We start from the raw sequence: 23,077 nt of genomic DNA, 5'->3' as shown, positions 1-23,077 counted from the left end.
TCATAACATGACTACAGCACACTGAGGCATCCGGCGTCGCAGAGAATTAACTAATTGAAAAAATTAAAGATTAATTATCTGCTCATCGGCATTGTTACGTTGCTGCTGGCAGTGGCCCTCTGGCCTTCTATTCCCTGGTTCGGCAAAGCCGAAAACCGTATCGCCGCCATTAAGGAGCGGGGGGAGCTGCGCGTCAGTACCCTTTCCTCCCCGCTGATTTACGGCGACATCAACGGCAAAACCATTGGTCTGGACTATGAGCTGGCTCAGCTGTTCGCGGACTATCTGGGCGTGAAGCTGAACGTGACCGTGCGTCAGAACATCAACCAGCTGTTTGACGACCTGGATCATAACCGCGCCGATATCCTCGCCGCCGGGCTGGTTTACAACAGCGAGCGGAGCAAAAACTATCAGCCCGGCCCAACCTACTACTCCGTTTCGCAGCAGGTGGTTTATCGTGTGGGGAGCCTGCGCCCGCGCTCGCTGGCCGACGTCACCGCTCAGCAGTTAACCATCGCCCCCGGTCACGTGGTGATCGACGACCTGCGGGAATTAAAAGAGAAAAAATACCCGAATCTCAGCTGGAAGGTAGACCCGAAGCTGGGCACCAATGCGCTGCTGGAGCAGGTAAAAGATAAGAAGCTGGCCTATACCATTGCTGATTCGGTGGCAATCAGCCTTTTCCAGCGAGTCCACCCTGAAATCGCCGTGGCGCTGGATGTCACCGATGAACAGCCGGTGACCTGGTTTACCCAGCTGGACGACGATCAGACCGTCTCTGCGGCCATGCTCGATTTCTTTAACTCCATCAATGAAGACGGCACCCTGGCGCGCCTGGAAGAGAAATATCTTGGTCACGGGGATGACTTTGACTACGTTGATACCCGCAGCTTCCTGCGCGCGGTGGATAGCGTGCTGCCGGAGCTGCAACCGCTGTTTGAGAAGTACGCCCGGGAAATTGACTGGAAGCTGCTGGCGGCCATTTCGTACCAGGAATCGCACTGGGATGCCCAGGCCACCTCGCCGACGGGCGTGCGCGGCTTGATGATGCTGACCAAAAATACCGCCCAGAGTCTCGGCATCAGCGATCGTACCGATGCGGAACAGAGCATCAGCGGCGGCGCGCAGTATTTACAGGATATGATGGCTAAAGTGCCGGAGACGGTACCGGAAGGGGAACGGATCTGGTTTGCGCTCGCCGCCTATAACATGGGCTACGCGCATATGCTCGACGCGCGAGCGCTGACGGCAAAAACCAAGGGCAATCCGGACAGCTGGTCTGATGTGAAACAGCGTCTGCCGCTGCTCAGCCAGAAACAGTGGTACAAAAAGCTGACGTACGGCTATGCGCGCGGGCACGAAGCCTATGCCTACGTGGAGAACATTCGTAAGTATCAGATAAGCCTGGTGGGATATCTGCTGGAGAAAGAAAAAGAGGCGACAGAAGCGCAGCAGCTGGCTGAAAGCTATCCGGTAGTCGCACCGGATGAGCTTAGTCACCCTGCGGCTTCAATTCTGCCTTTTGTTGCTTTTTCTGCTGCCGACGCATTCGAAAAAAGTCACTTAACAGACCCGAACATTCCGGTGCAAGTACCCCACCGATAGTTTTCACCTGGTGGTTCATGCCCGGGTGTCCAAGCACGTCCATCAGCGAACCGGCGGCCCCGGTCTTTTCATCTCGCGCACCAAACACCAGCGTACCGATTCGGCTGTGCACCATCGCGCCGGAACACATCACGCACGGTTCAAGCGTGACGTACAGGGTAGTATCCAGCAGACGATAGTTTTGCAGCACCAGCCCGCCCTGGCGTAGTGCCATGATTTCGGCATGTGCGGTAGGATCGTGACGGCCAATTGGACGGTTCCACCCTTCGCCAATCACCTGATTGTTATGAACCAGCACCGCACCCACGGGCACTTCGCCCTCTTCCCAGGCGCGCTGAGCCAGCGCCAGCGCATGGCGCATCCAGTATTCATGATTGTGTTCAGGGTTGGACAAGGGCTAATACTCCACTCGAAAAGCGGGCGGCATTATACACACCCTCAATAGATAAGACTATTCGAGTTGCTGAAGTTCACCCAGTGGCGTAACGCGCCAGCGGTGCTGGCAAAAATAGAGCAGCGGGTTGTCCTGCTTGCTGTCGCTGTAGCCGCTGTACAGACGCAGCGGCGTGCCGATGCGTTTTTCCAGCTGCACGACTTTTTCATGCCCCAGGCAGCGCATCGTCAGCACCCAGCCGCCGTAACCACGGCCAATCTGCGTGGCGATGAGATTCACGCGCGGTAGCCAGGGCGTGTCAAAGTAGACCTGCTCCACCAGCGTCTGCGGCGAGCCGGTGATTAACCAGATATCGGCGTCGTTTGCGTCGAGGTAGCTGGTGAGGCGCGCTTGTACGACAGGGAACGCGGCCACATGACCGCGAAACCAGCGCGCAAAATCCTGCTCCAGCCGTTTAAGGCGCGCGTCGCTATGGCCAAACGTGCATCCCCAGAGCAACAGGCTCATGGGCCAGCGCGCTGCACGGCCCTTCACCAGCAGCGCGATGCCAATAACGGGTAAGAGGGGCAATACCAGCAACGCGTTAAGGGGCTGGCGCCGCAGCAGGTAGCGCATAAAGGTGCCGAACATATCCTGCTGATGCAGCGTTCCATCCAGATCGAAAAAGACAACGCGACGCTCGTGATTTGCCAAACCTTACTCCTCTGGGTCGTTGAATCCTAACAGCCAGGTAAACAGGAACCCGGCGATCACCGCTACCAGATAGCCTAACAGATAGAGCATCACTTTTCCGGTCACGATGGTTAATGCCAGCGGTAAACCGGAGATCCCAAAGGTGATAACGGTCGCCACTTTCCAGTAGCTGATCAGCGCCCCGCCCACCGCGCCGCCGAGACAGGCTGCCAGGAACGGCTTGCCGAGCGGTAGCGTAACGCCGAAAATGAGCGGCTCGCCGATGCCGAGTAATCCGACCGGCAGCGCCCCTTTAATGACCTTTTTCAGACGCGCGTTGCGGGTTTTCATCAGTACAGCGATAGCCGCGCCCACCTGCCCCACGCCGGCCATCGACAGGATCGGCAGCAGCGCGTTATAGCCATGCGCCTGCACCAGTTCGACGTGGATCGGCACCAGCCCCTGATGCAAACCTGTCAGCACCAGCGGTAAGAAGGTTCCGGAAAGCACCGCCCCCACCAGTAATCCACCGCGATCGATAGCCAGCGACGCGCCGTGGGCGATAGCTTCTGAGATCGTCCCGCCTAACGGCTGCAGCGCCACAATCGCCACGCTGCCGGTAATCAGTGTGGTAAGCAGCGGGTTGAGGATAAGCTCAATGGAGCCGGGCAGGACCGCACGTAGCTTTTTCTCGATCCAGCACATCAGAATCACCACCAGCAGCACGGCAATCACCCCGCCGCGGCCAGGCTGAAGCGCCTCGCCGAACAGCGTAATGTTTGCCAACTGCGGGCTGGAGAGGATGCCCGCCATCACGCCGCCCATCGCCAGCGAGCCGCCAAACACTTTGGCGGTGTTCACGCCCACCAGGATGTTCATGATGGCAAACACCGCGCTGCCGAATATCGCGAGGATACCCAGCAGGTTTGGGTACTGCGTCGCAAAATCCCCGACGATATCCGGACGCTTGAGGATATTAATGATGCCGGTAATTAAGCCCGAGGCGATAAACGCCGGGATCAGGGGAATAAAGACGTTTGCCAGCTGGCGCAGCGCATCGCTCATGGGGGCTTTATATTTGGCTTTCGCCTGCGCTTTGGTGCGTTCGGCGTCGTCAAAGGGTGCAGAGGTTTCGCCGCCCGTCATCAGGGCGCGCATGGCATCAACCACCTGCGCCGCTTTGCCCGGACCGACAATCAGCTGGTGCTGTTGGCCCTGCTTAACGTACCCGCTTACGCCGGAGAGCTGCTTAAGGCGCGCGATATCAAGCTTTTCGTCGCTGTGCACCTCGACGCGCACGCGCGTCATGCAGTTTTCCAGACGCTGAATATTTCTTTCCCCACCGATCCCAAGCAGGATGTCGCTGGCGAGCGCTGCTGTTTTGTCCATAAACGCCTCTTATTCGTTCTCTAACGCCGCCCGTAAGAACCCGTGATGGGCATCGAGTCTGGCTCTGGCCGCGGCTGCATCCAGCCCGGTTAATATCATCAGGATGGCCGGTTTGACATCATGATCGGTTTGCTGAAGCACTCTTTCAGCCTCTTCACGGCTGGCTCCCGTCGCCTCCATCACCATACGACACGCTCTGTCCACCAGCTTGATATTGGTGGCCTGCATATCCACCATCAGGTTTTGGTAGACCTTGCCGAATTTCACCATCGCGCCGGTGGAGATCATATTGAGCACCAGCTTCTGCGCGGTGCCCGATTTCAGACGCGTCGATCCGGTCAGCGCCTCAGGCCCGACAACCGGAGAAATGGCAATGGCCGCCACCTGCGCAATCGGCGAGCCAGGGTTACAGGAGATGGCGACCGTGGTACACCCCGTTTTTCTGGCGTATTCCAGACCGCCAATGACGTAAGGGGTACGGCCGGAGGCCGCCAGCCCGACGACCAGATCCTGCGCGGTAAGGTTCAGGGCCCTGAGATCGTCCTCACCGAGCTGCTTGTTGTCTTCCGCCCCTTCAACCGCTTTCAGCAGCGCACCGGGGCCGCCGGCAATCAGGCCAACGACCAGGCCGTGCGGAACCCCAAAGGTAGGCGGACATTCCGAGGCATCCAGCACGCCGAGGCGCCCGCTGGTTCCGGCACCCATATAAATGATGCGTCCTCCCGCTTTCAGGGCATCGGCTGCGGCGTCCACCGCTTTTGCCACCTCGGGCAATGTCTCTTTGACTGCCAGCGCGACGAGGGTATCCTGTTGATTAAAGCGAGTTACCAGCTCGAGCGTAGAGAGTGCATCCAGATCCATGGTTTGCGGGTTACGCGTTTCAGAAACAAGTGAGCCAAGATTCATGTTAAGTACCTCAGGAATTTTTAATTCATAATAAACGCACTATGATGGAATATAAAATTCATTCAGGCGAGCAAAATCCGTATTTGCGCAGGCAATCACACTTTCGCCAGGAGACCGTATGAACTGTTTAATTCGCATTCGTCAGCGCTACGCAGGCTTTGCCCAGAGTGACAAGAAGCTGGCGGACTTTTTACTCTCTCAGCCCGATCGCGCGCGGCACCTTAGCTCCCAGCAGCTGGCAGGCGAAGCCGGGGTGAGCCAGTCGAGCGTGGTGAAATTTGCCCAGAAGATAGGGTTCAAGGGCTTTCCGGCGCTGAAGCTGGCGATCAGCGAAGCGCTGGCGAGCAACCCTAATCCGCAGTCCATGCCGGTGCATAACCAGATCCGTGGCGACGATCCGATGCGTCTGGTCGGGGAAAAGCTGATCAAAGAGAACGTGGCGGCAATGCATGCCACCCTGGATGTGAACACCGAAGAGAAGCTGCTGGAAAGCGTAGCCATGCTTCGTCACGCCCGACGCATTGTGTTGACCGGGATTGGTGCCTCCGGGCTGGTTGCGCGTAACTTTGGCTGGAAGCTGACCAAGATCGGCTATAACGCCATCGTGGAGCAGGATATGCACGCGCTGCTGGCGACCGTTCAGGCGATGGATCCTGATGATTTACTGCTGGCCATCTCCTATTCCGGCGAGCGCCGTGAAATTATTATGGCCACCGACGAAGCCCTGCGCGTCGGGGGAAAAATTCTGGCCATTACCGGCTTTAGCCCCAATGCGCTACAGCAGCGGGCAACGCGCTGTCTATATACCATAGCCGAGGAACAGGCCACGCGCAGCGCCGCGATCTCGTCGACGAGTGCGCAGATGATGCTGACGGACCTGCTGTTTATGGCCCTGGTTCAGCAGGATCTGGAGCGCGCGCCAGAGCGTATACGCCACAGCGAAGAGCTGGTAAAAAAACTGGTTTGAGCACAGATTAGGCGTATAATGCCCGCCCTGTTTGTGTTGTTTCTGAGAATTTCCTGATGGCGCTGTTAATCACCAAAAAATGCATCAACTGCGATATGTGCGAACCGGAATGTCCTAACCAGGCCATTTCGATGGGTGACAGCATTTATGAGATTAACAGCGACCGCTGCACCGAATGTATCGGCCACTACGACACGCCAACCTGCCAGAAAGTGTGCCCAATCCCCAATACGATCTTAAAAGATCCGGCACACGCTGAGAGCGAAGAACAGCTGTGGGATAAGTTTGTCCTGCTGCATCATGCGGACAAGCTCTAGCTTTCGATAATCACCGTCGCGCAGGCGTAGTGGCGTTCATCCGCCAGCGTCACGTGCATGTGTTTCACACCCAGCTTCTCCGCCAGCTTTTGCGCTTCGCCCCACAGACGAAGGCTCGGCTTGCCCAGCTCATCGTTAAAGACTTCGAACTGGTTAAACGCCAGGCCGTTTCGAATACCCGTGCCGAACGCCTTCGCCGCTGCCTCTTTTACCGCAAAGCGCTTTGCCAGAAAGCGCACCGGCTGCTGATGCGCCTCCCAGATAGCCCATTCGTTATCGCTCAGCACCCGTCGGGCAAGGCGATCGCCACTGCGGGCGATCGCCGCTTCTATGCGGGCTATTTCAACGATATCGGTGCCTAAGCCCAGAATAGCCATTACTGACGCGCTTCCAGCATCAGGCGCTTCATCTCTGCAACCGCCTCTTTCAGGCCGCTCATCACCGCCCGGCCAATAATAGCGTGGCCGATGTTCAGCTCGTGCATTTCCGGCAGCGCGGCGATGGCCTTCACGTTGTGATAGGTCAGGCCGTGCCCGGCATTGACCTTCAGGCCCAGGCTTGCGGCGTACGTGGCCGCTTTTGCGATACGCTCCAGCTCTTTGGCTTGTTCTGCATCGTTTTTGGCATCGGCATAACAGCCGGTATGGATTTCGATATACGGTGCGCCCGCGTCGGCAGCGGCTTTGATCTGGCTGAAATCAGCGTCAATAAACAGAGAAACCAGAATACCGGCATCCGCCAGGCGCCTGCAGGCATCGCGCATTTTGTCGAGCTGTCCTGCCACGTCCAGACCGCCTTCAGTAGTGACTTCCTGACGCTTCTCCGGCACCAGGCAGCAGAAATGCGGCCTGGTATCGCAGGCGATCGTCAGCATCTCTTCAGTCACCGCCATCTCCAGATTCATGCGGGTGTCCAGCGTCTGGCGCAGGATACGCACGTCACGGTCGGTGATGTGGCGGCGGTCTTCGCGCAGGTGAACGGTAATGCCGTCCGCGCCCGCCTGCTCCGCGATAAACGCCGCCTGAACCGGATCGGGATACGCCGTACCGCGTGCATTACGCAGCGTGGCAATATGATCGATGTTGACGCCTAACAGTAATTCAGCCATGACAATCCTCGGTATTTTGATTCATTTCCCTTCCCCCTCACCCTCCGGGAGAGGGCTGGGGGGAGGGGTAAAACGTTAACGTTTCGGCATAAACTGCCTGAACAATTCGCGGCTCTTCAGGGGCTTGCCCCCAAGATACGGCTTGAGCGCAATTCGGGTAAAGCGTTTTGCCGCACGCAGGGTGTCGGCGTCCGGGAACTCGCGTTCATACAGTGCCCTGAGCTGGCGTCCGGTAAAGGTGCTGTTATCAACGACAACGCTGGCAATAAAGCCCTTTTCCTCACGATAGCGATAGGTCATGGTATCTTCTACCTCGTCCCCGCTTCCCGCACAGTGCAGAAAATCGACGCCGTATCCAAGGTGCCCGAGCAGCGCCAGCTCGAAACGACGCAGCGCAGGCTCAGGGGTGCCGGCTGCGCCCGCAAGCGACTGAATACAGTGCAGGTAATCAAAGAAAAGTTCAGAGAAGCGGGTCTCATGTTCAAGAACCCGTGAGATGAGCTCGTTGACGTACAGACCGCTGTAAAGCGTGATGCCGGAAAGGGGAAGCGCCAGGGAGACGGCTTCAGCACTGCGCAGGGTTTTGACCTCCCCTCGCCCGCCAAAGCGGACCAGCAGCGGCGTGAAAGGCTGGAGGGCACCTTTCAGATTAGAACGTTTTGAACGTGCGCCTTTGGCAACAAGGCGCACGCGACCGGACTCTTCCGTGAAGACGTCCAGCATCAGGCTGGTTTCGCTCCAGGGACGACTATGCAGGACAAAGGCGCGCTGCCATCCATCCATATGCTTGTCGTCTTAGGTTACTGATCTTCGCCGTAACCGAGGCTGCGCAGCGCACGCTCATCATCGGCCCAGCCAGATTTCACTTTCACCCACAGCTCCAGGTGAACGGGCGCTTCAAACATGTCCTGCATGTCTTTACGGGCTTCGATACCGATGGTTTTGATTTTGGCACCTTTGTTGCCGATCACCATCTTCTTCTGCCCTTCACGCTCAACGAGGATCAGGCCGTTGATATCGTAACCGCCACGCTCGTTAGACTGGAAACGTTCGATCTCCACCGTTACCGAGTACGGCAGCTCTGCGCCCAGGAAACGCATCAGCTTTTCACGGATGATCTCAGAGGCCATAAAGCGCTGAGAGCGGTCTGTGATGTACTCTTCCGGGAAGTGATGAATCGCTTCCGGCAGATGCTTGCGTACGATGCCGGCGATGGTATCGACGTTCAGACCCGTTTCCGCAGACAGCGGGACGATGTCCAGGAAGTTCATCTGGCTGCCCAGCCACTGGAGGTGCGGCAGCAGATCGGCTTTTTCCTGCACGTTGTCCACTTTGTTAACCGCGAGGATCACCGGCGTTTTGCCGTCGCGCAGTTTGTTCAGAACCATTTCGTCGTCCGGCGTCCAGCGGGTGCCTTCAACCACGAAAATCACCAGCTCAACGTCACCAATGGAGCTGCTTGCCGCCTTGTTCATCAGGCGGTTAATAGCACGCTTCTCTTCCATGTGCAGGCCTGGGGTATCAACGTAAATCGCCTGATACGCGCCTTCAGTATGGATACCAACGATGCGGTGACGCGTGGTCTGCGCCTTACGCGAGGTGATGGAGATCTTCTGCCCAAGCAGATTATTCAACAGGGTGGATTTGCCAACGTTCGGACGTCCGACGATAGCAATAAATCCGCAATAGGTTTTTTCTTCGCTCATTCCAGCTCCAGCATTTTTAACGCCTGTTCGGCGGCAGCCTGTTCAGCCTTACGACGGCTTGAACCTGTGCCGACCACCGGTTCACTCAGGCCACTGACCTGGCAATGGATGGTAAATTCCTGATCGTGCGCTTCGCCACGCACCTGCACCACCAGATAGGAAGGCAGCGGGAGGTGACGACCCTGCAAATACTCCTGCAGACGCGTTTTCGGGTCTTTTTGTTTATCGCCCGGGCTGATTTCGTCCAGACGAGTCTGATACCAGTTCAGGATCAGCTTTTCTACGGTCTGGATATCGCTGTCCAGGAATACGCCACCGATTAACGCCTCGACCGTATCGGCAAGAATGGATTCGCGACGGAATCCACCACTCTTCAGTTCACCAGGCCCCAGACGCAGGCATTCACCCAGCTCAAACTCGCGAGCGATCTCAGCAAGCGTGTTGCCGCGCACCAGCGTGGCGCGCATGCGGCTCATATCACCTTCGTCCACGCGCGGGAAACGATGATAAAGCGCATTCGCAATCACAAAGCTTAAAATTGAGTCGCCCAGGAATTCGAGACGCTCATTATGTTTGCTGCTGGCACTGCGGTGGGTTAATGCCTGTTGCAACAACTCCTGATGATGAAAAGTGTAGCCCAGCTTCCGTTGAAGCCGATTAATTACGATGGGGTTCATGCGATACCAATAAATGAATGCGTCAAAAATGCAGCACACGAAACCGACCTGAGAAAACCAACGCGGTTTCGTGTGCCGTGGCACCCTTGCAGGGCCAACCTTAAACTTCGGGGGAATATTCTATACACAACGACAGGGGATGTCGTTAGTTCAAAGAGATTTATCGCTGAAATAATTCGCGTAGCGGCGAATAAAAGCCGCTACGCGTTATTTTTCACGAGAATTAATGAATTCCGCCAATACGATTCAGGCGAACGCCGGTCGGCCACTCGCCTTCCTGCTTCTCGAAACTCATCCAGATGGCAGTTGCTTTACCCACCAGATTCGCTTCCGGCACAAAGCCCCAGTAACGGCTGTCCGCTGAATTATCGCGGTTATCACCCATCATGAAGTAGTGTCCCGGCGGCACAATCCAGGTTGCCAGCTGCTGTCCTGGCTGCTGGTAGTACATTGCCAGCTGATCCTGCGCGATGGGCACGGTCAGAATGCGGTGAGTAACATCGCCCAGCGTCTCTTTGCGCTCATCCAGACGAATACCGTTCTCTTTGGTTTCCCCTTTTGGCACCTGGAAGAAACCGCTGGTCGCTTCACCGCCGTTACGACGAGCAAAGGTCTGCACAAAGTCACCAGGCTCAACGTTGGAGTAGGTCACCGGCAGTGCATTCTCGCACGCTGTACCAGAGCTGCAGCCTGGCTGAATCCTCACTTCCTTCGCTACCGGATCGTAGGTTACTTTATCGCCCGGCAGACCCACCGCGCGTTTAATGTAATCCAGACGCGGATCTTCCGGATATTTAAACACCACAATGTCGCCACGCTTAGGATGACCCGTTTCGATCAGCGTTTTCTGGTAGATCGGATCTTTAATGCCGTAGGCAAACTTCTCAACCAGAATAAAATCACCGATCAGAAGCGTTGGCATCATCGAACCTGACGGGATCTGGAAAGGTTCATAGATAAATGAACGTACCACCAGAACAATCGCCAGCACCGGGAATACCGATGCCCCGGTTTCCAGCCAGCCCGGCTTGGGGCCCACTTTTTTCAGGGTTTTCGCGTCAATACCATCGCCAGTGGCTGCCTGCGCGGCAGCCTGACGTTCACGGCGTTTTGGGGCGAAGATAAACTTATCCAGACACCACAGCAGACCTGTTACCAGGGTAGCGATGACCAGGATCAAGGCAAACATGTTCGCCATGCCAGCTCCTTAGGGTTATTTACCGTTACCGTCTTTACCAACGTGAAGGATGGCAAGGAATGCTTCCTGCGGCAGCTCAACGTTACCGACCTGCTTCATACGCTTCTTACCTTCTTTCTGCTTCTGGAGCAGCTTTTTCTTACGGCTGACGTCACCGCCGTAGCACTTAGCCAGAACGTTTTTACGCAGCTGCTTCACGGTTGAACGGGCGATGATGTGGTTGCCGATGGCCGCCTGAATCGCAATGTCAAACTGCTGACGCGGGATCAGGTCTTTCATCTTCTCAACCAGTTCACGACCGCGGTACGGCGCGTTGTCGTTGTGGGTGATCAGCGCGAGGGCGTCAACGCGCTCGCCGTTAATCAGCACGTCCACACGGACCATGTTCGAGGCCTGGAAGCGTTTGAAGTTGTAGTCCAGCGACGCATAGCCACGGGAGGTAGACTTCAGGCGGTCGAAGAAGTCGAGCACCACTTCTGCCATCGGAATTTCATAGGTCAGCGCCACCTGGTTACCGTGGTAAACCATGTTGGTCTGCACGCCACGCTTTTCAATACACAGGGTGATCACGTTGCCGAGGAACTCCTGCGGCAGCAGCATGTGGCACTCTGCGATTGGCTCACGCAGTTCCTGAATGTTATTCAGCGGCGGAAGCTTGGACGGGCTATCGACGTAGATCACCTCTTTCGACGTGGTTTCTACTTCGTAAACTACCGTCGGTGCCGTGGTGATCAGATCCAGATCGTATTCACGCTCCAGACGTTCCTGAATGATCTCCATGTGCAGCAGACCGAGGAAGCCACAGCGGAAGCCGAAGCCCAGCGCCGTTGAGCTTTCTGGCTCGTAGAACAGGGAGGCGTCGTTGAGGCTCAGCTTACCGAGCGCATCGCGGAAGTTTTCGTAATCGTCAGAGCTGACCGGGAACAGACCCGCATAAACCTGCGGCTTCACCTTTTTGAAGCCCGGCAGCGCTTTATCCGCCGGGTTACGTGCGCCGGTCAGGGTATCGCCCACCGGCGCGCCGAGGATGTCTTTAATTGCGCAGACCAGCCAACCCACCTCGCCGCATTTCAGCTCGGTACGGTCAACCTGTTTTGGCGTGAAGATGCCCAGACGGTCAGCGTTGTAGACCTGCCCGGTGCTCATTACCTTGATTTTATCGCCTTTACGCATGGTGCCGTTTTTAATACGCACCAGCGAGACCACGCCCAGGTAGTTATCAAACCAGGAGTCGATGATCAGCGCCTGCAGCGGTGCATCCGGGTCACCTTCCGGCGCCGGAATATCACGCACCAGACGCTCCAGCACGTCCGGAACACCCACGCCGGTTTTCGCCGAGCAGCGCACCGCATCGGTGGCATCAATGCCGACGATATCTTCAATCTCTTCCGCCACGCGCTCTGGATCGGCGGCAGGCAGGTCGATTTTATTCAGAACCGGCACGACTTCGAGATCCATTTCCATGGCGGTGTAGCAGTTTGCCAGCGTCTGGGCTTCAACGCCCTGCCCGGCATCCACCACCAGCAGCGCCCCTTCACAGGCCGCCAGCGAGCGTGACACTTCATAGGAGAAGTCAACGTGCCCTGGGGTGTCGATAAAGTTCAGTTGATAGGTTTCACCATCGGAGGCCTTATAGTCGAGCGTGACGCTCTGCGCCTTGATGGTAATGCCGCGTTCGCGTTCCAGGTCCATGGAGTCCAGAACCTGGGCTGCCATTTCACGATCAGACAGGCCACCGCAAATCTGGATAATACGGTCAGACAGCGTCGACTTACCGTGGTCAATGTGAGCAATGATCGAAAAGTTACGTATGTTCTTCATATAGTTAAATAATTATGCCTTACGAATTCCTGGAGGCCGCTGTTCTTAGCCTGACGTTTTTCAGTGCGAAAACGCAGCATTCTACACTACATCCTCGTCCGCTGGAAATGCACTTAGAGCCAGGTATAGCGCGTAGAGACGAGGTTTTCTTTATCGGGGTGTAAATAATAATAAAGCCCGGCAGATCACCGGGCCTCAGAAGAGAGCGTCTCAACGCGAAGCTGGTTGGGTTCCAGCCCAACGCTGAGGATGACGGGCTGCCACGCTTCCCGGGCGGCAAGCCTCGGGGAAACGCCTTTTGCAAGCCAAAAACCCCCCACGCCGCCTAAAGCGGCACCGCACATGGCGGCCAAATCGGTGCCAAAGAGCATCTGGAAAACGCCGCCCATGACGAACAGGCCAATCAGCGGAGAAAGGTAAACCAGCATGGCAGAGGTGAGCAGGCTGCCTTCAGCGATGCCCAGCTCCACTTTCTGCCCTGCCACCAGCGGCTGCTCGCTCGGCACAGCAATAGTGTGCGACGTCTGCGGCCCCAGCTTATTCAGCACGCGGCTGCCGCAACCGGCTCGCGACGCGCAGCTGTTGCATGACGCTTTAACGTCACAGCTGACCAGCGCAACCCCATCCTGCCAGGATACTACCGTGGCCCACTCTTTAATCATTGCGCAGCCCTGAACTTAATGCTGTCTGAAATGCGTTTTGCCGTTTGCGGCGGTAACTCGCCGACAATGGTAATTTCTGCACCGTCACGCACCGTCGTACTGACCGTCCGGCGTCCGGTTCGGAGCATTTGCTCGGAGCTGTTGGCCGTGGCGCGGTTAATGTTCACCGAGAAGCTGAACAGACCGTCGGAATAGAGTCGCGACTCAACCGGGGTTTCAATGGTAGGTAACTGGCGACGGCTGCTGGACACTTCGCTAAAGCCTTGCGGGATCCAGGAGGGTACCCAGTTGAAATTGACTGAATCGCCGGCAGGTACGGAAAGCAACGGCGGCAGGCTGGCCTTGGCCAGATTCTGCATGCTGTTGCCGACCTGCGTGTTTACGTCGAAAGAGATCACGCGGAACTGTTCCAGCGTTTCACCGTCGCGATCGAGCAGATCGACGCGCATCGGCAGTTTTGTCTCCGCATCGATCCAGACGATATAGCTGTAGCGCGTACCATCCCTCGCGACAACGCGAATCACTTCGCACAGCCTGTCAGCAATGCGCGTGCGCCCTACTGAGATAAAGTCATAGTAAGGGGCGAGACGTTTGAAATCGGTATAAATAAGCGACGGCAGGGAGTCAACGATGTAGTCGCCATTGAGCGTAAACGGCTCAAGGCCCGGCTCGAAATAGCTGATTTCATTCCCACGCTGGACCACTTCCCGACGCGGGCCATCCATCTGTAAAAGCTGGGCGAGCGGCTGATTATCAAGGCGGGCGTGGCGATAGCGTAACGACTCGACACCCTGCTTATTGATGCTGATAAATGCCAACTCGTAGTTGAGTGACTGGCTGGCCAGATTCATTTGCTGCAACAACGCCCCGGATGAAACATCAGCCGAGGCGTTGGCAGAGAAGAACAGGCTACCCGCCATCAAAGACATGGCGAACCAAAGTTGCTTCATTACTGCGATTGCGTTCCTAAAGTTTGGTTTCCTGGCACCTGCACAGCAGCCTGCTGGGTTTGGGCCTGCTCAAACTGAAGCTGCTCGGAGTGCAGACGACGCTGCAGCTCGTAATCCTGCAACATCGCATTAATGCGACGACGCTGCTCCTGTACCTGCTGTTGCTGACCGCCGCTTGCGGACGCATCTGCCGGCACGCCCAGGCTAACCGGGCTGGCTTTACCCATCATCGGCAGCGTATTGAACACTGGCGCTTCAGGCTGCTGACTGGCTTCAGACTGAGTATTATAGTGCTGGACGCCAACGATAACTGCAAGCGATACGCACGCCGCGACACCCATCTGGGTGAGCTGGCTGGCCCACGGACGCACCTTGTGCCAGAACGGCATTTTTTGCCACTGGTGTGGTGCAGGCTGCGCTTCAGGAATCAGCGGCGTGGTCTGATGAACAGGTTCGTTCTCAATGGCCGCCATTACGCGTGCTGAGATATCGAAATGGAGAACCTCGCTGGTATCACCACGCATCGTGTCGCGGATAAGATGATAGCTCTCCCAGGTCTGTTGCATTTCGGGAGAATGAGACAACTCATTGAGCAGCTCACTATCCAGCGTTTCACCATCCATTAAAGCGGAAAGTTTTTCTTTCTGCATGCCTAATACCTTTTCCAGTATCCCGCTATCGTCAACGCCTGATAAGCGGTTGAACTTTATTATCAATGGCTTCTCGCGCACGGAAAATTCGTGAACGAACCGTGCCGACCGGACAATCCATGATGGCGGCTATCTCTTCATAGCTTAGGCCATCCAGCTCCCGTAACGTAATTGCCATGCGTAAATCTTCCGGGAGCGACTCGATCGTGCGAAAAACGATTTGTCTCAGTTCTTCTGACAACATTAAGTTCTCAGGGTTCGAAATTTCTTTCAGCGCGCCGCCACTTTCGAAATTTTCAGCGTCGATAGCATCGACATCGCTTGACGGTGGACGACGCCCCTGAGCAACCAAATAATTCTTAGCCGTATTGACAGCAATACGATACAGCCAGGTGTAAAAAGCACTATCCCCCCGGAATGAATCCAGCGCGCGATAGGCCTTAATAAAAGACTCTTGTACAACATCAGGCACATCGCCTGACGGTACATAGCGGGAAACCAGACTCGCCACCTTATGCTGGTAGCGCACCACCAGTAGGTTAAAGGCTTTCTGATCTCCCTTCTGGACCCGTTCAACCAGGACCTGGTCCGTTAACTGCTCGCTCATCCGAGGTAATGTCTCCCCAAACCTAAATTCCACGCGTTATCGAAACGCCACTCTAACAACATTGCACTTTGAGCAAGCACCGAATTAGAGTGTATGTTCTTCAATAAGTTCCGTTACGCCTTTGTTTTTGTTCATCGCGCCGCAGACCGTTCATTTTCTCTCATTATAAGTCTGTTCACGATACGCACCCACTTTCTGACAAGAATCATCAACTTTATCGTCAGAAGAGTAACGCAACACAGGCTTTATTTCACCACAAAATCTGAAGCTAACGACCTGCTTCGCAAAATATTTCCTGGTATTTAGTGCTTATTTAACTTCGTGCCTTTCGTTTAGTCATTGCAACACGCTTTAAAAAAAACGTGCGACATCTCGCATCACAATGCTATTCTGCCCAAACCATGTTTAGTAAATTAAACAAACATCATGAATACTACGCCTGAACTTCATTGTGATGTACTGATCATCGGTAGCGGTGCTGCCGGCCTTTCTCTCGCGCTGCGCCTGGCGGAACATCAAAACGTAATCGTGCTGAGTAAAGGGCCGATGAGCGAAGGGTCCACCTTTTATGCTCAGGGCGGTATTGCAGCCGTGTTTGATGAGGCTGACAGCATCGCCTCACACGTTGAAGACACCCTGGTTGCCGGTGCCGGGATCGTGGATAGGCATGCCGCAGAATTCGTCGCCAGCAATGCCCGCCACTGCGTGCAGTGGCTCATTGACCAGGGCGTGCTGTTCGATACGCAGGTTCAGCCTAACGGTGAAGCGAGCTATCACCTGACACGAGAAGGCGGACACAGCCATCGCCGTATTTTGCACGCAGCGGATGCAACCGGAAAAGCGGTGGAAACGACGCTGGTCAGCAAAGCGCTCAGCCATCCCAATATTCGCGTGCTGGAGCGCAGCAACGCCGTTGACCTGATCATATCCGACAAGATTGGCCTGCCCGGTACGCGTCGGGTTGTGGGCGCCTGGGTATGGAATCGCAATAAAGAGAAGGTGGAAACCTGTCAGGCGAAAGCCGTCGTGCTGGCGACCGGCGGAGCCTCGAAGGTTTATCAATATACGACTAACCCGGATATCGCCTCCGGAGACGGTATCGCCATGGCCTGGCGCGCGGGCTGCCGCGTGGCGAACCTGGAGTTCAATCAGTTCCATCCTACTGCCCTGTTCCATCCCCAGGCGCGAAACTTCCTCCTGACGGAGGCGCTTCGCGGCGAAGGCGCATACCTGAAACGCCCCGATGGTACCCGGTTTATGCCGGATTTTGATGCCAGAGGTGAACTGGCACCGCGCGATATCGTGGCCCGGGCCATTGACCACGAGATGAAGCGTCTTGGCGTGGACTGTATGTATCTGGATATTAGCCACAAGCCGGCAGACTTTATTCGCCAGCACTTCCCGATGATTTATGAAAAGCTGCTGGGCCTGGGCATTGATTTGACCCGCGATCCGGTACCGATTGTGCCCGCGGCCCACTACACCTGCGGCGGGGTGATGGTTGACGACCATGGTCGAACCGACGTGGATGGTCTGTACGCGATTGGCGAGGTCAGCTATACCGGCCTGCACGGCGCAAACCGCATGGCATCAAACTCGCTGCTGGAGTGTCTGGTGTACGGATGGTCTGCTGCGGAAGACATTACCAGACGCATGCCTTATGCGCGTCCGACAACGCACTTGCCGGCATGGGATGAAAGCCGGGTAGAAAACCCGGACGAACTGGTGGTTATCCAGCATAACTGGCACGAGCTGCGGCTTTTTATGTGGGATTATGTTGGGATTGTACGCACGACGAAGCGTCTGGAGCGCGCGTTACGGCGCATCATGATGCTGCAGCAGGAAATTGATGACTATTACGCCAACTTCCGCGTCTCCAATAACCTGCTGGAACTGCGCAATCTCGTGCAGGTTGCCGAGCTGATTGTGCGCTGCGCGATGATGCGTAAAGAGAGCCGGGGTCTGCATTACACCCTGGATTATCCCGACCAGCTGGAAACGTCCGGCCCGTCGGTATTATCGCCGCAGGTTCACATAAACAGATAAAAGGCCTGGGTCAGGGCAGTGTAATCTTCGGAATAGCGCTGGTCTGGCCCGCGAATGACCATCCTGTCGATAAAGCACTCCCCCTCTTTTGGCGAAAGCGCCAGCAGCACGCGATGCGGCAAGCGGCCTTCCGTATCCGAAATATCGGTACGCAGCCGCAGTTTCCAGCCGATCTCGCGAGCTATCTCAATAAACGTATTGCCCGTGCTTTCCGGCAATACCACGCAGAAAAATCCCTCTTCCGAGATTAGCTCAGCCGCGCTGGTCAGCAGCGCCTTGTGATCGAGCGAAGCGGTGTACCGTGCCTGCTCGCGCTCCGGCGTTCCACACTCCACGCCCGGCTCGAAATACGGCGGGTTGCTGACAATTAAATCGTAACGCGCCGTCTGCTCTGGCGCCCAGGCCAGGACATCAGCACAGATAACCCTGACGCGGTCAGCCCACGGCGATTCAGCGGCATTTTCTCCTGCCTGCGCCGCCGCCTGAGGATCAAGCTCAACGGCATCGATCGTGACGTGTTCTTCGGTTCGCTGTGCAAGCATCAGCGCCTGCAGTCCGCTGCCCGTACCAATATCCAGAATGCGCTTTACACCTGCGACAGGTGCCCATGCGCCCAGTAAAATACCGTCTGTACCGACCTTCATCGCACAGCGATCGTGCGCTACAAAAAATTGTTTAAACGTAAAGCCATCGCGGCGCAGCTGCGCTTTGAGTTGAGACATGTCAGGGCAACCTTCTGAGTGAAACTGGAGTAGCATAGGGGAAAGCGAAGTGGTCGAAAAGCGATATCCATACAAACAGATGAAGATTACAGCCGTAACGTCTATAATCAGCGCCCCACACAGAGGTAGAACATGACTGTAACGACTTTTTCCGAACTTGAACTCGATGAAAGCCTGCTCAATGCACTTGAGAGCAAAGGCTTTACACGCCCGACCGCCATTCAGGCCGCGGCCATTCCGCCTGCGCTTGAGGGCCGCGATGTGCTCGGTTCTGCGCCAACCGGCACGGGGAAGACAGCAGCCTACTTGCTGCCTGTGTTGCAGCATTTGCTCGATTTTCCGCGTAAAAAATCCGGCCCGCCGCGTATTTTGATCCTGACGCCGACCCGTGAACTGGCGATGCAGGTTGCAGAACACGCGCGTGAACTGGCGGCGAACACCCATCTGGATATCGCCACCATCACCGGCGGCGTTGCGTACATGAACCACGCCGAAGTGTTCAGCGAAAACCAGGATATTGTTGTTGCGACGACCGGCCGCCTGCTGCAATACATCAAAGAAGAGAACTTCGACTGCCGCGCGGTTGAAACGTTAATCCTCGACGAAGCCGACCGCATGCTGGACATGGGCTTTGCGCAGGATATCGAACACATCGCGGGTGAAACGCGCTGGCGTAACCAGACCATGCTGTTCTCGGCAACCCTTGAAGGGGATGCCATTAAAGATTTCGCCGAACGTCTGCTGGAAGATCCGGTGGAAGTGTCCGCCACGCCATCGACGCGTGAGCGTAAGAAGATCCACCAGTGGTACTACCGTGCGGACAATCTTGAACACAAGGTTGAATTGCTTAAACACCTGCTGAAGCAGGAAGACGCGACCCGTAGCATCGTATTCGTACGTAAACGCGAGCGCGTGCACGAGCTGGCTGAAATGCTGCGCAACGCTGGCATCAATAACTGCTATCTCGAAGGGGAAATGGCGCAGGTTAAGCGTACCGAAGGGATTAAGCGCCTGACCGATGGTCGCGTGAACGTGCTGGTTGCCACCGACGTTGCCGCACGCGGGATCGACATCCCGGACGTGAGCCACGTGATCAACTTCGACATGCCGCGCAGCGGTGATACCTACCTGCACCGTATTGGCCGTACCGGTCGTGCGGGCCGCAAAGGTATTGCCATTTCTCTTGTAGAAGCGCACGACCATCTGCTGTTGCAGAAAATTGGCCGCTACGTTGATGAGCCGCTGAAAGCTCGCGTCATTGACGGGCTTCGTCCGACCACGCGTGCACCGAGTGAAAAAATGACGGGTAAACCGTCCAAGAAAGCGCTCGCGAAACGTGCAGAAAGAAAAGAGAAAGAAAAAGAGAAGCCGCGCGTGAAGCAGCGCCACCGCGATACCAAAAACATTGGTAAGCGCCGTAAGCCAAGCTCTGCTGCGCCAGAGACAAAAACTGAAGAGTAAAAAAAAGCCGGGACATGTCCCGGCTTTTTTATTCCACCCCCGTGGCTGAAGCCTTACAGGCTTTCAGTAAAGGTACGGGCGATAACGTCGCGCTGCTGTTCCGGGGTCAGAGAGTTGAAACGTACCGCATAGCCAGACACGCGGATGGTCAGCTGTGGGTATTTTTCAGGGTGCTCAACGGCATCCATCAGCGTTTCGCGACGCAGGACGTTAACGTTCAGATGCTGACCGCCTTCAACGCGCACTTCTGGCTGCACTTCCATTGGAATTTCACGGTATTCAATTTCGCCCAGCTTGTTAACCGGAACGATTTCGTCTTCCGCAAAACCAGCTTTCGCTACTACACAGCGCGCTTCGTTTTTCTCGCTGTCCAGCAGCCAGAAAGAGTTCAGCAGGTCGTCGTTTGCAGCTTTAGTAATCTGGATACCTGTAATCATGTGTTGCCTCCCTTAGGCTACATTAACTGATGCTGGCCTTTTGCGGCCAATTGGTAAAACCATTGTTCGTTGTGTGTATATATAACATTCAGCCCCGGGCGATTTATTGATTTAAATCAACAAAAACACTAACCACATAAAGAGTGTGGTCAGGATTTATTGCTTCAGATCAATTTTCACATCTTACCAATTCAACTTACCCCGCCTCTTTTCTAAAATAAATTTAGCCAGTTAGCCCACTTTTCAGCGCGTAATTTTGCTCACCGGGCTTTAGCAGGTAAGCTAGGCACAGAATGAAATTCGCAGGAGAGCGAGATGACCACACCTTTAACCTGGCATGACGTGCTGGCAGAAGAGAAGCAGCAGCCCTATTTTATCCAGACCCTCAGCACCGTTGCGGCTGAACGGCAGGCCGGACAGACAATTTATCCGCCGCAGAAGGATGTGTTTAACGCCTTTCGCTACACCGAACTGAGCGATGTGAAGGTGGTTATTCTGGGACAGGATCCTTACCACGGCCCCGGTCAGGCTCACGGACTGGCTTTCTCCGTTCGCCCTGGCGCGGCTATCCCCCCTTCTCTGCTGAATATGTATAAAGAGCTGGAAGGAACGATCCCCGGCTTTACCCGCCCTACTCATGGTTACCTTGAAAGCTGGGCGCGCCAGGGCGTGCTGCTGCTGAATACCGTGTTAACCGTTCGGGCGGGTCAGGCACACTCTCACGCCAGCCTGGGATGGGAAACGTTTACCGATAAGGTAATCAGCCTGATTAATGAGCACCGAGAAGGCGTCGTATTTTTACTCTGGGGTTCGCATGCGCAGAAGAAAGGGGCGATTATCGATCGTCAGCGACATCACGTTCTGAAGGCACCGCACCCGTCGCCGCTGTCTGCACACCGCGGTTTCTTTGGCAGTAATCATTTTGTTCTGACGAATGAGTGGCTGGAAAAGCGTGGCGAAAAGCCAATTGACTGGATGCCTGTGTTACCGGCAGAAAGTGAGTAATTTGAGTTTGAATGCCCGGTGGACCGGGCATTCAATAAGTACAAATGCTTATGCTTTATTCTGACGCCACCATTCCGCCAGCAGCACGCCAGTCGCAACGGATACGTTCAGGCTTTCAACGTTGCCTGTCCCGTCGATAGAGACGCTCAGATCCGCGCTGGAGAGTGCCGCATCAGACAGACCATCGCGCTCCTGACCTAACACCAGCACCATTTTACGCGGCAGCGTTGCTTTGAACAGCGGCGTAGCGGCACGGCTTGAGGTGGTGACAATGGTGTAGCCCGCTTTACGGAACTGCTCAAGTGCATCCAGCACGCTGTCGCCGGTGATCGGCTGAACATGCTCGGCACCGCCTTCCGCAGTACGGATTGCCGCACCGGACTCCAGCAGCGCGGCATCCTGCAACAGTACGCCTTTCACGCCAAAGTGCGCGCAGCTGCGCATCATGGCACCCAGGTTATGCGGGTTGCCCACGTCCTCCAGCGCCAGCACGCAGTCATCGGCATCCGCCTGGCTGACCCACTGCTCAACGGTGGTGCCGTTACGTTTTTTGATCAGGAAGCAAACGCCGCCGTGGTGTTCGGTACCCGACGCTTTTGTCAGCTCGGCATCGTCAACCACATGATAGGCTTTGCGGTTCGCCGCCATCCAGCGCAGCGCTTCTTTAAAGCGCGGGGTCACGCTCTGGATAAACCATGCGCGAACGATACATTCCGGGCGGCTCTGGAACAGGGCCTGACAGGCGTTCTCGCCGTAAACGCGGGTCTCTTCCGCGCGCTGACGACGCAGCATTTCCGGATCGATAAAGCTTTTACCGCTGATACCGCCGTGATCGGCTTTTTCAGGAGCCTCTTCACCCGGCGCGCGCGAAACGGTGCGCCATGGGGATGCGCCGTCGCGGACATAATCATCGCGTTTGCGATCGTCGCGCTTGCGGTCATCACGTTTGCGGTCATCGCCGCGGTTATTTCTGTCATCGCGGGCGGGGCGACGGCCACCGTCTGCACGAGAAGACGCCGGACGCCCGCCACCTTTTCCGGTACGCGGATTTTGGGTGCGTTTATCAGAGTCATCATCACTGCGGACATACATCACTTTGACCTTGCCGCTTTTGTTTTTCATTTCGTCGTTCATGCTTTTCTCCACCAGCGCTGCGCGAAGCGCGCAGATTACCCGATGTGCAAGCTCATAGCCATAATTTCGTACAAAAGCCTGTGACTATTGTTCCCATCGAATAAAACGCGTTGTCGTTTCATACAGGCTCACTGATAATATGTAACATATCAGAAACATTATCGGCGTTTTGCCGTTGTTCCACGGCTCTATCAGAGGTTAGTTATGAATACCGTATGTGCCAACTGTCAGGCTTTAAACCGCATTCCGGACGAACGGATGGATGACGGTGCCAAATGCGGGCGTTGTGGTCACGAACTGTTTGACGGCGAGGTGATTAACGCGACGGGTGCTACGCTGGACAAACTCCTCAAGGACGATCTGCCTGTTGTGGTCGATTTCTGGGCACCGTGGTGTGGCCCCTGCCGTAACTTTGCGCCAGTCTTTGAGGACGTGGCTGAAGAGCGCAGCGGGAAAATGCGTTTTGTGAAAGTGAATACCGAAGCAGAGCGCGAACTGAGCGCCCGTTTCCGCATTCGCAGCATCCCCACCATTATGATTTTCAAAAATGGTGAAGTGATCGACATGCTTAACGGTGCCGTGCCAAAAGCACCGTTTGAAAGCTGGTTAAACGAATCCCTGTAACATTAACGGGGCACATCTT

Annotated in this window: 26 protein-coding genes; 7 read left to right on the top strand and 19 right to left on the bottom strand. The window is 55.8% G+C overall.

Going from position 1 to position 23,077, the window contains the following annotated elements; translation table 11 throughout:
- The first annotated feature begins 54 nt into the window (after nucleotides 1-54).
- Nucleotides 55-1,605 (top strand): membrane-bound lytic murein transglycosylase MltF, encoded by a 1,551-nt coding sequence (mltF, locus tag MOQ06_RS04860; RefSeq protein WP_242171547.1) that lies wholly within the window; start codon nucleotides 55-57, stop codon nucleotides 1,603-1,605.
- On the opposite strand, the gene tadA is transcribed toward mltF, so the two are convergent.
- From tadA to murQ, 4 genes are read right to left on the bottom strand one after another with little or no spacing between them, the layout of a single operon-like run.
- Nucleotides 1,493-1,999 carry a tRNA adenosine(34) deaminase TadA gene (gene tadA / locus MOQ06_RS04855; RefSeq protein ID WP_047050325.1) on the bottom strand — a complete coding sequence of 169 codons (507 nt, stop codon included), beginning with the start codon at nucleotides 1,997-1,999 and terminating at the stop codon, nucleotides 1,493-1,495. The two genes, mltF and tadA, sit on opposite strands and share 113 nt — an antisense overlap.
- Before the next feature lie 57 nt (nucleotides 2,000-2,056).
- Complete coding sequence (yfhb, locus tag MOQ06_RS04850; RefSeq protein ID WP_176609728.1) at nucleotides 2,057-2,692, bottom strand: phosphatidylglycerophosphatase C; 636 nt, start codon at nucleotides 2,690-2,692, stop codon at nucleotides 2,057-2,059.
- Nucleotides 2,693-2,695: 3 nt separating this feature from the next.
- Nucleotides 2,696-4,060 (bottom strand): PTS transporter subunit EIIC, encoded by a 1,365-nt coding sequence (locus MOQ06_RS04845; RefSeq protein ID WP_242171545.1) that lies wholly within the window; start codon nucleotides 4,058-4,060, stop codon nucleotides 2,696-2,698.
- A 9-nt stretch (nucleotides 4,061-4,069) separates the two neighbouring features.
- Nucleotides 4,070-4,966, bottom strand: coding sequence for an N-acetylmuramic acid 6-phosphate etherase (gene murQ / locus MOQ06_RS04840; RefSeq protein WP_176609727.1), 897 nt, complete (start codon nucleotides 4,964-4,966; stop codon nucleotides 4,070-4,072).
- A 118-nt stretch (nucleotides 4,967-5,084) separates the two neighbouring features.
- Here murQ and MOQ06_RS04835 point away from each other — a divergent pair, with 118 nt between their 5' ends.
- The gene (locus tag MOQ06_RS04835; RefSeq protein WP_148420634.1) at nucleotides 5,085-5,933 is read left to right on the top strand and encodes a MurR/RpiR family transcriptional regulator; all 849 of its coding nucleotides are present in this window, start codon (nucleotides 5,085-5,087) and stop codon (nucleotides 5,931-5,933) included.
- Nucleotides 5,934-5,989: 56 nt separating this feature from the next.
- Complete coding sequence (locus MOQ06_RS04830) at nucleotides 5,990-6,250, top strand: YfhL family 4Fe-4S dicluster ferredoxin (RefSeq protein WP_148420633.1); 261 nt, start codon at nucleotides 5,990-5,992, stop codon at nucleotides 6,248-6,250.
- Here MOQ06_RS04830 and acpS read toward each other — a convergent pair.
- The 12 genes from acpS to rseD all read right to left on the bottom strand — a co-directional run bounded on the left by acpS (nucleotide 6,247) and on the right by rseD (nucleotide 15,691).
- A complete protein-coding gene (acpS, locus tag MOQ06_RS04825) occupies nucleotides 6,247-6,627 on the bottom strand; it encodes a holo-ACP synthase (RefSeq protein ID WP_148420632.1) in 381 nt (126 codons plus the stop codon). The genes MOQ06_RS04830 and acpS overlap by 4 nt on opposite strands.
- Nucleotides 6,627-7,358 (bottom strand): pyridoxine 5'-phosphate synthase, encoded by a 732-nt coding sequence (gene pdxJ / locus MOQ06_RS04820; RefSeq protein WP_242171524.1) that lies wholly within the window; start codon nucleotides 7,356-7,358, stop codon nucleotides 6,627-6,629. Before pdxJ ends, acpS begins: the two co-directional genes overlap by 1 nt.
- Before the next feature lie 75 nt (nucleotides 7,359-7,433).
- On the bottom strand, nucleotides 7,434-8,141 hold the full coding sequence (recO, locus tag MOQ06_RS04815; RefSeq protein WP_148420630.1) for a DNA repair protein RecO: 708 nt from the start codon (nucleotides 8,139-8,141) through the stop codon (nucleotides 7,434-7,436).
- Between the two features lie 17 nt (nucleotides 8,142-8,158).
- A complete protein-coding gene (gene era, locus MOQ06_RS04810) occupies nucleotides 8,159-9,064 on the bottom strand; it encodes a GTPase Era (protein WP_148420629.1) in 906 nt (301 codons plus the stop codon).
- The gene (rnc, locus tag MOQ06_RS04805) at nucleotides 9,061-9,741 is read right to left on the bottom strand and encodes a ribonuclease III (protein WP_003860711.1); all 681 of its coding nucleotides are present in this window, start codon (nucleotides 9,739-9,741) and stop codon (nucleotides 9,061-9,063) included. Before rnc ends, era begins: the two co-directional genes overlap by 4 nt.
- Nucleotides 9,742-9,964: 223 nt before the next feature.
- Nucleotides 9,965-10,939 carry a signal peptidase I gene (gene lepB, locus MOQ06_RS04800; protein ID WP_148420628.1) on the bottom strand — a complete coding sequence of 325 codons (975 nt, stop codon included), beginning with the start codon at nucleotides 10,937-10,939 and terminating at the stop codon, nucleotides 9,965-9,967.
- Between the two features lie 15 nt (nucleotides 10,940-10,954).
- On the bottom strand, nucleotides 10,955-12,760 hold the full coding sequence (gene lepA, locus MOQ06_RS04795) for a translation elongation factor 4 (protein WP_148420627.1): 1,806 nt from the start codon (nucleotides 12,758-12,760) through the stop codon (nucleotides 10,955-10,957).
- Between the two features lie 185 nt (nucleotides 12,761-12,945).
- Entirely contained in the window at nucleotides 12,946-13,422 is a 477-nt protein-coding gene (rseC, locus tag MOQ06_RS04790; RefSeq protein ID WP_148420626.1) for a SoxR-reducing system protein RseC, read from the bottom strand.
- Nucleotides 13,419-14,372 carry a sigma-E factor regulatory protein RseB gene (gene rseB / locus MOQ06_RS04785; RefSeq protein WP_148420625.1) on the bottom strand — a complete coding sequence of 318 codons (954 nt, stop codon included), beginning with the start codon at nucleotides 14,370-14,372 and terminating at the stop codon, nucleotides 13,419-13,421. Before rseB ends, rseC begins: the two co-directional genes overlap by 4 nt.
- Entirely contained in the window at nucleotides 14,372-15,022 is a 651-nt protein-coding gene (gene rseA, locus MOQ06_RS04780) for an anti-sigma-E factor RseA (protein ID WP_148420624.1), read from the bottom strand. The genes rseB and rseA overlap by 1 nt, the downstream gene beginning before the upstream one ends.
- 31 nt (nucleotides 15,023-15,053) lie before the next feature.
- A complete protein-coding gene (rpoE, locus tag MOQ06_RS04775) occupies nucleotides 15,054-15,629 on the bottom strand; it encodes an RNA polymerase sigma factor RpoE (protein ID WP_006176728.1) in 576 nt (191 codons plus the stop codon).
- The gene (rseD, locus tag MOQ06_RS04770) at nucleotides 15,626-15,691 is read right to left on the bottom strand and encodes a rpoE leader peptide RseD (RefSeq protein WP_227009630.1); all 66 of its coding nucleotides are present in this window, start codon (nucleotides 15,689-15,691) and stop codon (nucleotides 15,626-15,628) included. The genes rpoE and rseD overlap by 4 nt, the downstream gene beginning before the upstream one ends.
- Before the next feature lie 364 nt (nucleotides 15,692-16,055).
- Between rseD and nadB the strand changes: the two genes are divergently transcribed.
- Entirely contained in the window at nucleotides 16,056-17,675 is a 1,620-nt protein-coding gene (nadB, locus tag MOQ06_RS04765) for an L-aspartate oxidase (RefSeq protein WP_242171522.1), read from the top strand.
- Here the strand turns inward: nadB and MOQ06_RS04760 are convergent.
- The gene (locus MOQ06_RS04760) at nucleotides 17,660-18,397 is read right to left on the bottom strand and encodes a tRNA1(Val) (adenine(37)-N6)-methyltransferase (RefSeq protein WP_242171520.1); all 738 of its coding nucleotides are present in this window, start codon (nucleotides 18,395-18,397) and stop codon (nucleotides 17,660-17,662) included. The genes nadB and MOQ06_RS04760 overlap by 16 nt on opposite strands.
- A 132-nt stretch (nucleotides 18,398-18,529) precedes the next feature.
- Here MOQ06_RS04760 and srmB point away from each other — a divergent pair, with 132 nt between their 5' ends.
- The gene (gene srmB / locus MOQ06_RS04755) at nucleotides 18,530-19,858 is read left to right on the top strand and encodes an ATP-dependent RNA helicase SrmB (RefSeq protein ID WP_148420621.1); all 1,329 of its coding nucleotides are present in this window, start codon (nucleotides 18,530-18,532) and stop codon (nucleotides 19,856-19,858) included.
- Between the two features lie 53 nt (nucleotides 19,859-19,911).
- On the opposite strand, the gene grcA is transcribed toward srmB, so the two are convergent.
- Nucleotides 19,912-20,295 (bottom strand): autonomous glycyl radical cofactor GrcA, encoded by a 384-nt coding sequence (gene grcA / locus MOQ06_RS04750; RefSeq protein ID WP_006176733.1) that lies wholly within the window; start codon nucleotides 20,293-20,295, stop codon nucleotides 19,912-19,914.
- 315 nt (nucleotides 20,296-20,610) lie between these two features.
- Between grcA and ung the strand changes: the two genes are divergently transcribed.
- Nucleotides 20,611-21,300 carry a uracil-DNA glycosylase gene (gene ung, locus MOQ06_RS04745; RefSeq protein WP_242171518.1) on the top strand — a complete coding sequence of 230 codons (690 nt, stop codon included), beginning with the start codon at nucleotides 20,611-20,613 and terminating at the stop codon, nucleotides 21,298-21,300.
- Between the two features lie 48 nt (nucleotides 21,301-21,348).
- Here ung and MOQ06_RS04740 read toward each other — a convergent pair whose 3' ends face one another.
- Nucleotides 21,349-22,434 carry a tRNA/rRNA methyltransferase gene (locus MOQ06_RS04740; RefSeq protein ID WP_242171516.1) on the bottom strand — a complete coding sequence of 362 codons (1,086 nt, stop codon included), beginning with the start codon at nucleotides 22,432-22,434 and terminating at the stop codon, nucleotides 21,349-21,351.
- 204 nt (nucleotides 22,435-22,638) lie between these two features.
- On the opposite strand from MOQ06_RS04740, the gene trxC reads away from it, so the two are divergent.
- On the top strand, nucleotides 22,639-23,058 hold the full coding sequence (gene trxC, locus MOQ06_RS04735; RefSeq protein WP_148420618.1) for a thioredoxin TrxC: 420 nt from the start codon (nucleotides 22,639-22,641) through the stop codon (nucleotides 23,056-23,058).
- Nucleotides 23,059-23,077 lie beyond the last annotated feature (19 nt).

It is taken from the genome of Enterobacter sp. I4, from assembly GCF_022669095.1.
GTDB lineage: Bacteria > Pseudomonadota > Gammaproteobacteria > Enterobacterales > Enterobacteriaceae > Enterobacter > Enterobacter pasteurii.
Note: the sequence above shows the minus strand (reverse complement) of the source record. Positions and strands in the feature narration are given on the sequence as shown.

Bases quoted from the DNA above. Each gene is read 5' to 3' on its own strand.
- lepB (WP_148420628.1), bottom strand. From the start codon at position 10,939: ATGGCGAACATGTTTGCCTTGATCCTGGTCATCGCTACCCTGGTAACA.
- rnc (WP_003860711.1), bottom strand. From the start codon at position 9,741: ATGAACCCCATCGTAATTAATCGGCTTCAACGGAAGCTGGGCTACACT.
- nadB (WP_242171522.1), top strand. From the start codon at position 16,056: ATGAATACTACGCCTGAACTTCATTGTGATGTACTGATCATCGGTAGC.
- MOQ06_RS04760 (WP_242171520.1), bottom strand. From the start codon at position 18,397: ATGTCTCAACTCAAAGCGCAGCTGCGCCGCGATGGCTTTACGTTTAAA.
- recO (WP_148420630.1), bottom strand. From the start codon at position 8,141: ATGGATGGATGGCAGCGCGCCTTTGTCCTGCATAGTCGTCCCTGGAGC.
- ung (WP_242171518.1), top strand. From the start codon at position 20,611: ATGACCACACCTTTAACCTGGCATGACGTGCTGGCAGAAGAGAAGCAG.
- pdxJ (WP_242171524.1), bottom strand. From the start codon at position 7,358: ATGGCTGAATTACTGTTAGGCGTCAACATCGATCATATTGCCACGCTG.
- MOQ06_RS04835 (WP_148420634.1), top strand. From the start codon at position 5,085: ATGAACTGTTTAATTCGCATTCGTCAGCGCTACGCAGGCTTTGCCCAG.
- rpoE (WP_006176728.1), bottom strand. From the start codon at position 15,629: ATGAGCGAGCAGTTAACGGACCAGGTCCTGGTTGAACGGGTCCAGAAG.
- rseC (WP_148420626.1), bottom strand. From the start codon at position 13,422: ATGATTAAAGAGTGGGCCACGGTAGTATCCTGGCAGGATGGGGTTGCG.
- murQ (WP_176609727.1), bottom strand. From the start codon at position 4,966: ATGAATCTTGGCTCACTTGTTTCTGAAACGCGTAACCCGCAAACCATG.
- rseB (WP_148420625.1), bottom strand. From the start codon at position 14,372: ATGAAGCAACTTTGGTTCGCCATGTCTTTGATGGCGGGTAGCCTGTTC.
- MOQ06_RS04740 (WP_242171516.1), bottom strand. From the start codon at position 22,434: ATGAACGACGAAATGAAAAACAAAAGCGGCAAGGTCAAAGTGATGTAT.
- grcA (WP_006176733.1), bottom strand. From the start codon at position 20,295: ATGATTACAGGTATCCAGATTACTAAAGCTGCAAACGACGACCTGCTG.
- srmB (WP_148420621.1), top strand. From the start codon at position 18,530: ATGACTGTAACGACTTTTTCCGAACTTGAACTCGATGAAAGCCTGCTC.
- acpS (WP_148420632.1), bottom strand. From the start codon at position 6,627: ATGGCTATTCTGGGCTTAGGCACCGATATCGTTGAAATAGCCCGCATA.
- trxC (WP_148420618.1), top strand. From the start codon at position 22,639: ATGAATACCGTATGTGCCAACTGTCAGGCTTTAAACCGCATTCCGGAC.
- MOQ06_RS04830 (WP_148420633.1), top strand. From the start codon at position 5,990: ATGGCGCTGTTAATCACCAAAAAATGCATCAACTGCGATATGTGCGAA.
- lepA (WP_148420627.1), bottom strand. From the start codon at position 12,760: ATGAAGAACATACGTAACTTTTCGATCATTGCTCACATTGACCACGGT.
- era (WP_148420629.1), bottom strand. From the start codon at position 9,064: ATGAGCGAAGAAAAAACCTATTGCGGATTTATTGCTATCGTCGGACGT.
- MOQ06_RS04845 (WP_242171545.1), bottom strand. From the start codon at position 4,060: ATGGACAAAACAGCAGCGCTCGCCAGCGACATCCTGCTTGGGATCGGT.
- rseA (WP_148420624.1), bottom strand. From the start codon at position 15,022: ATGCAGAAAGAAAAACTTTCCGCTTTAATGGATGGTGAAACGCTGGAT.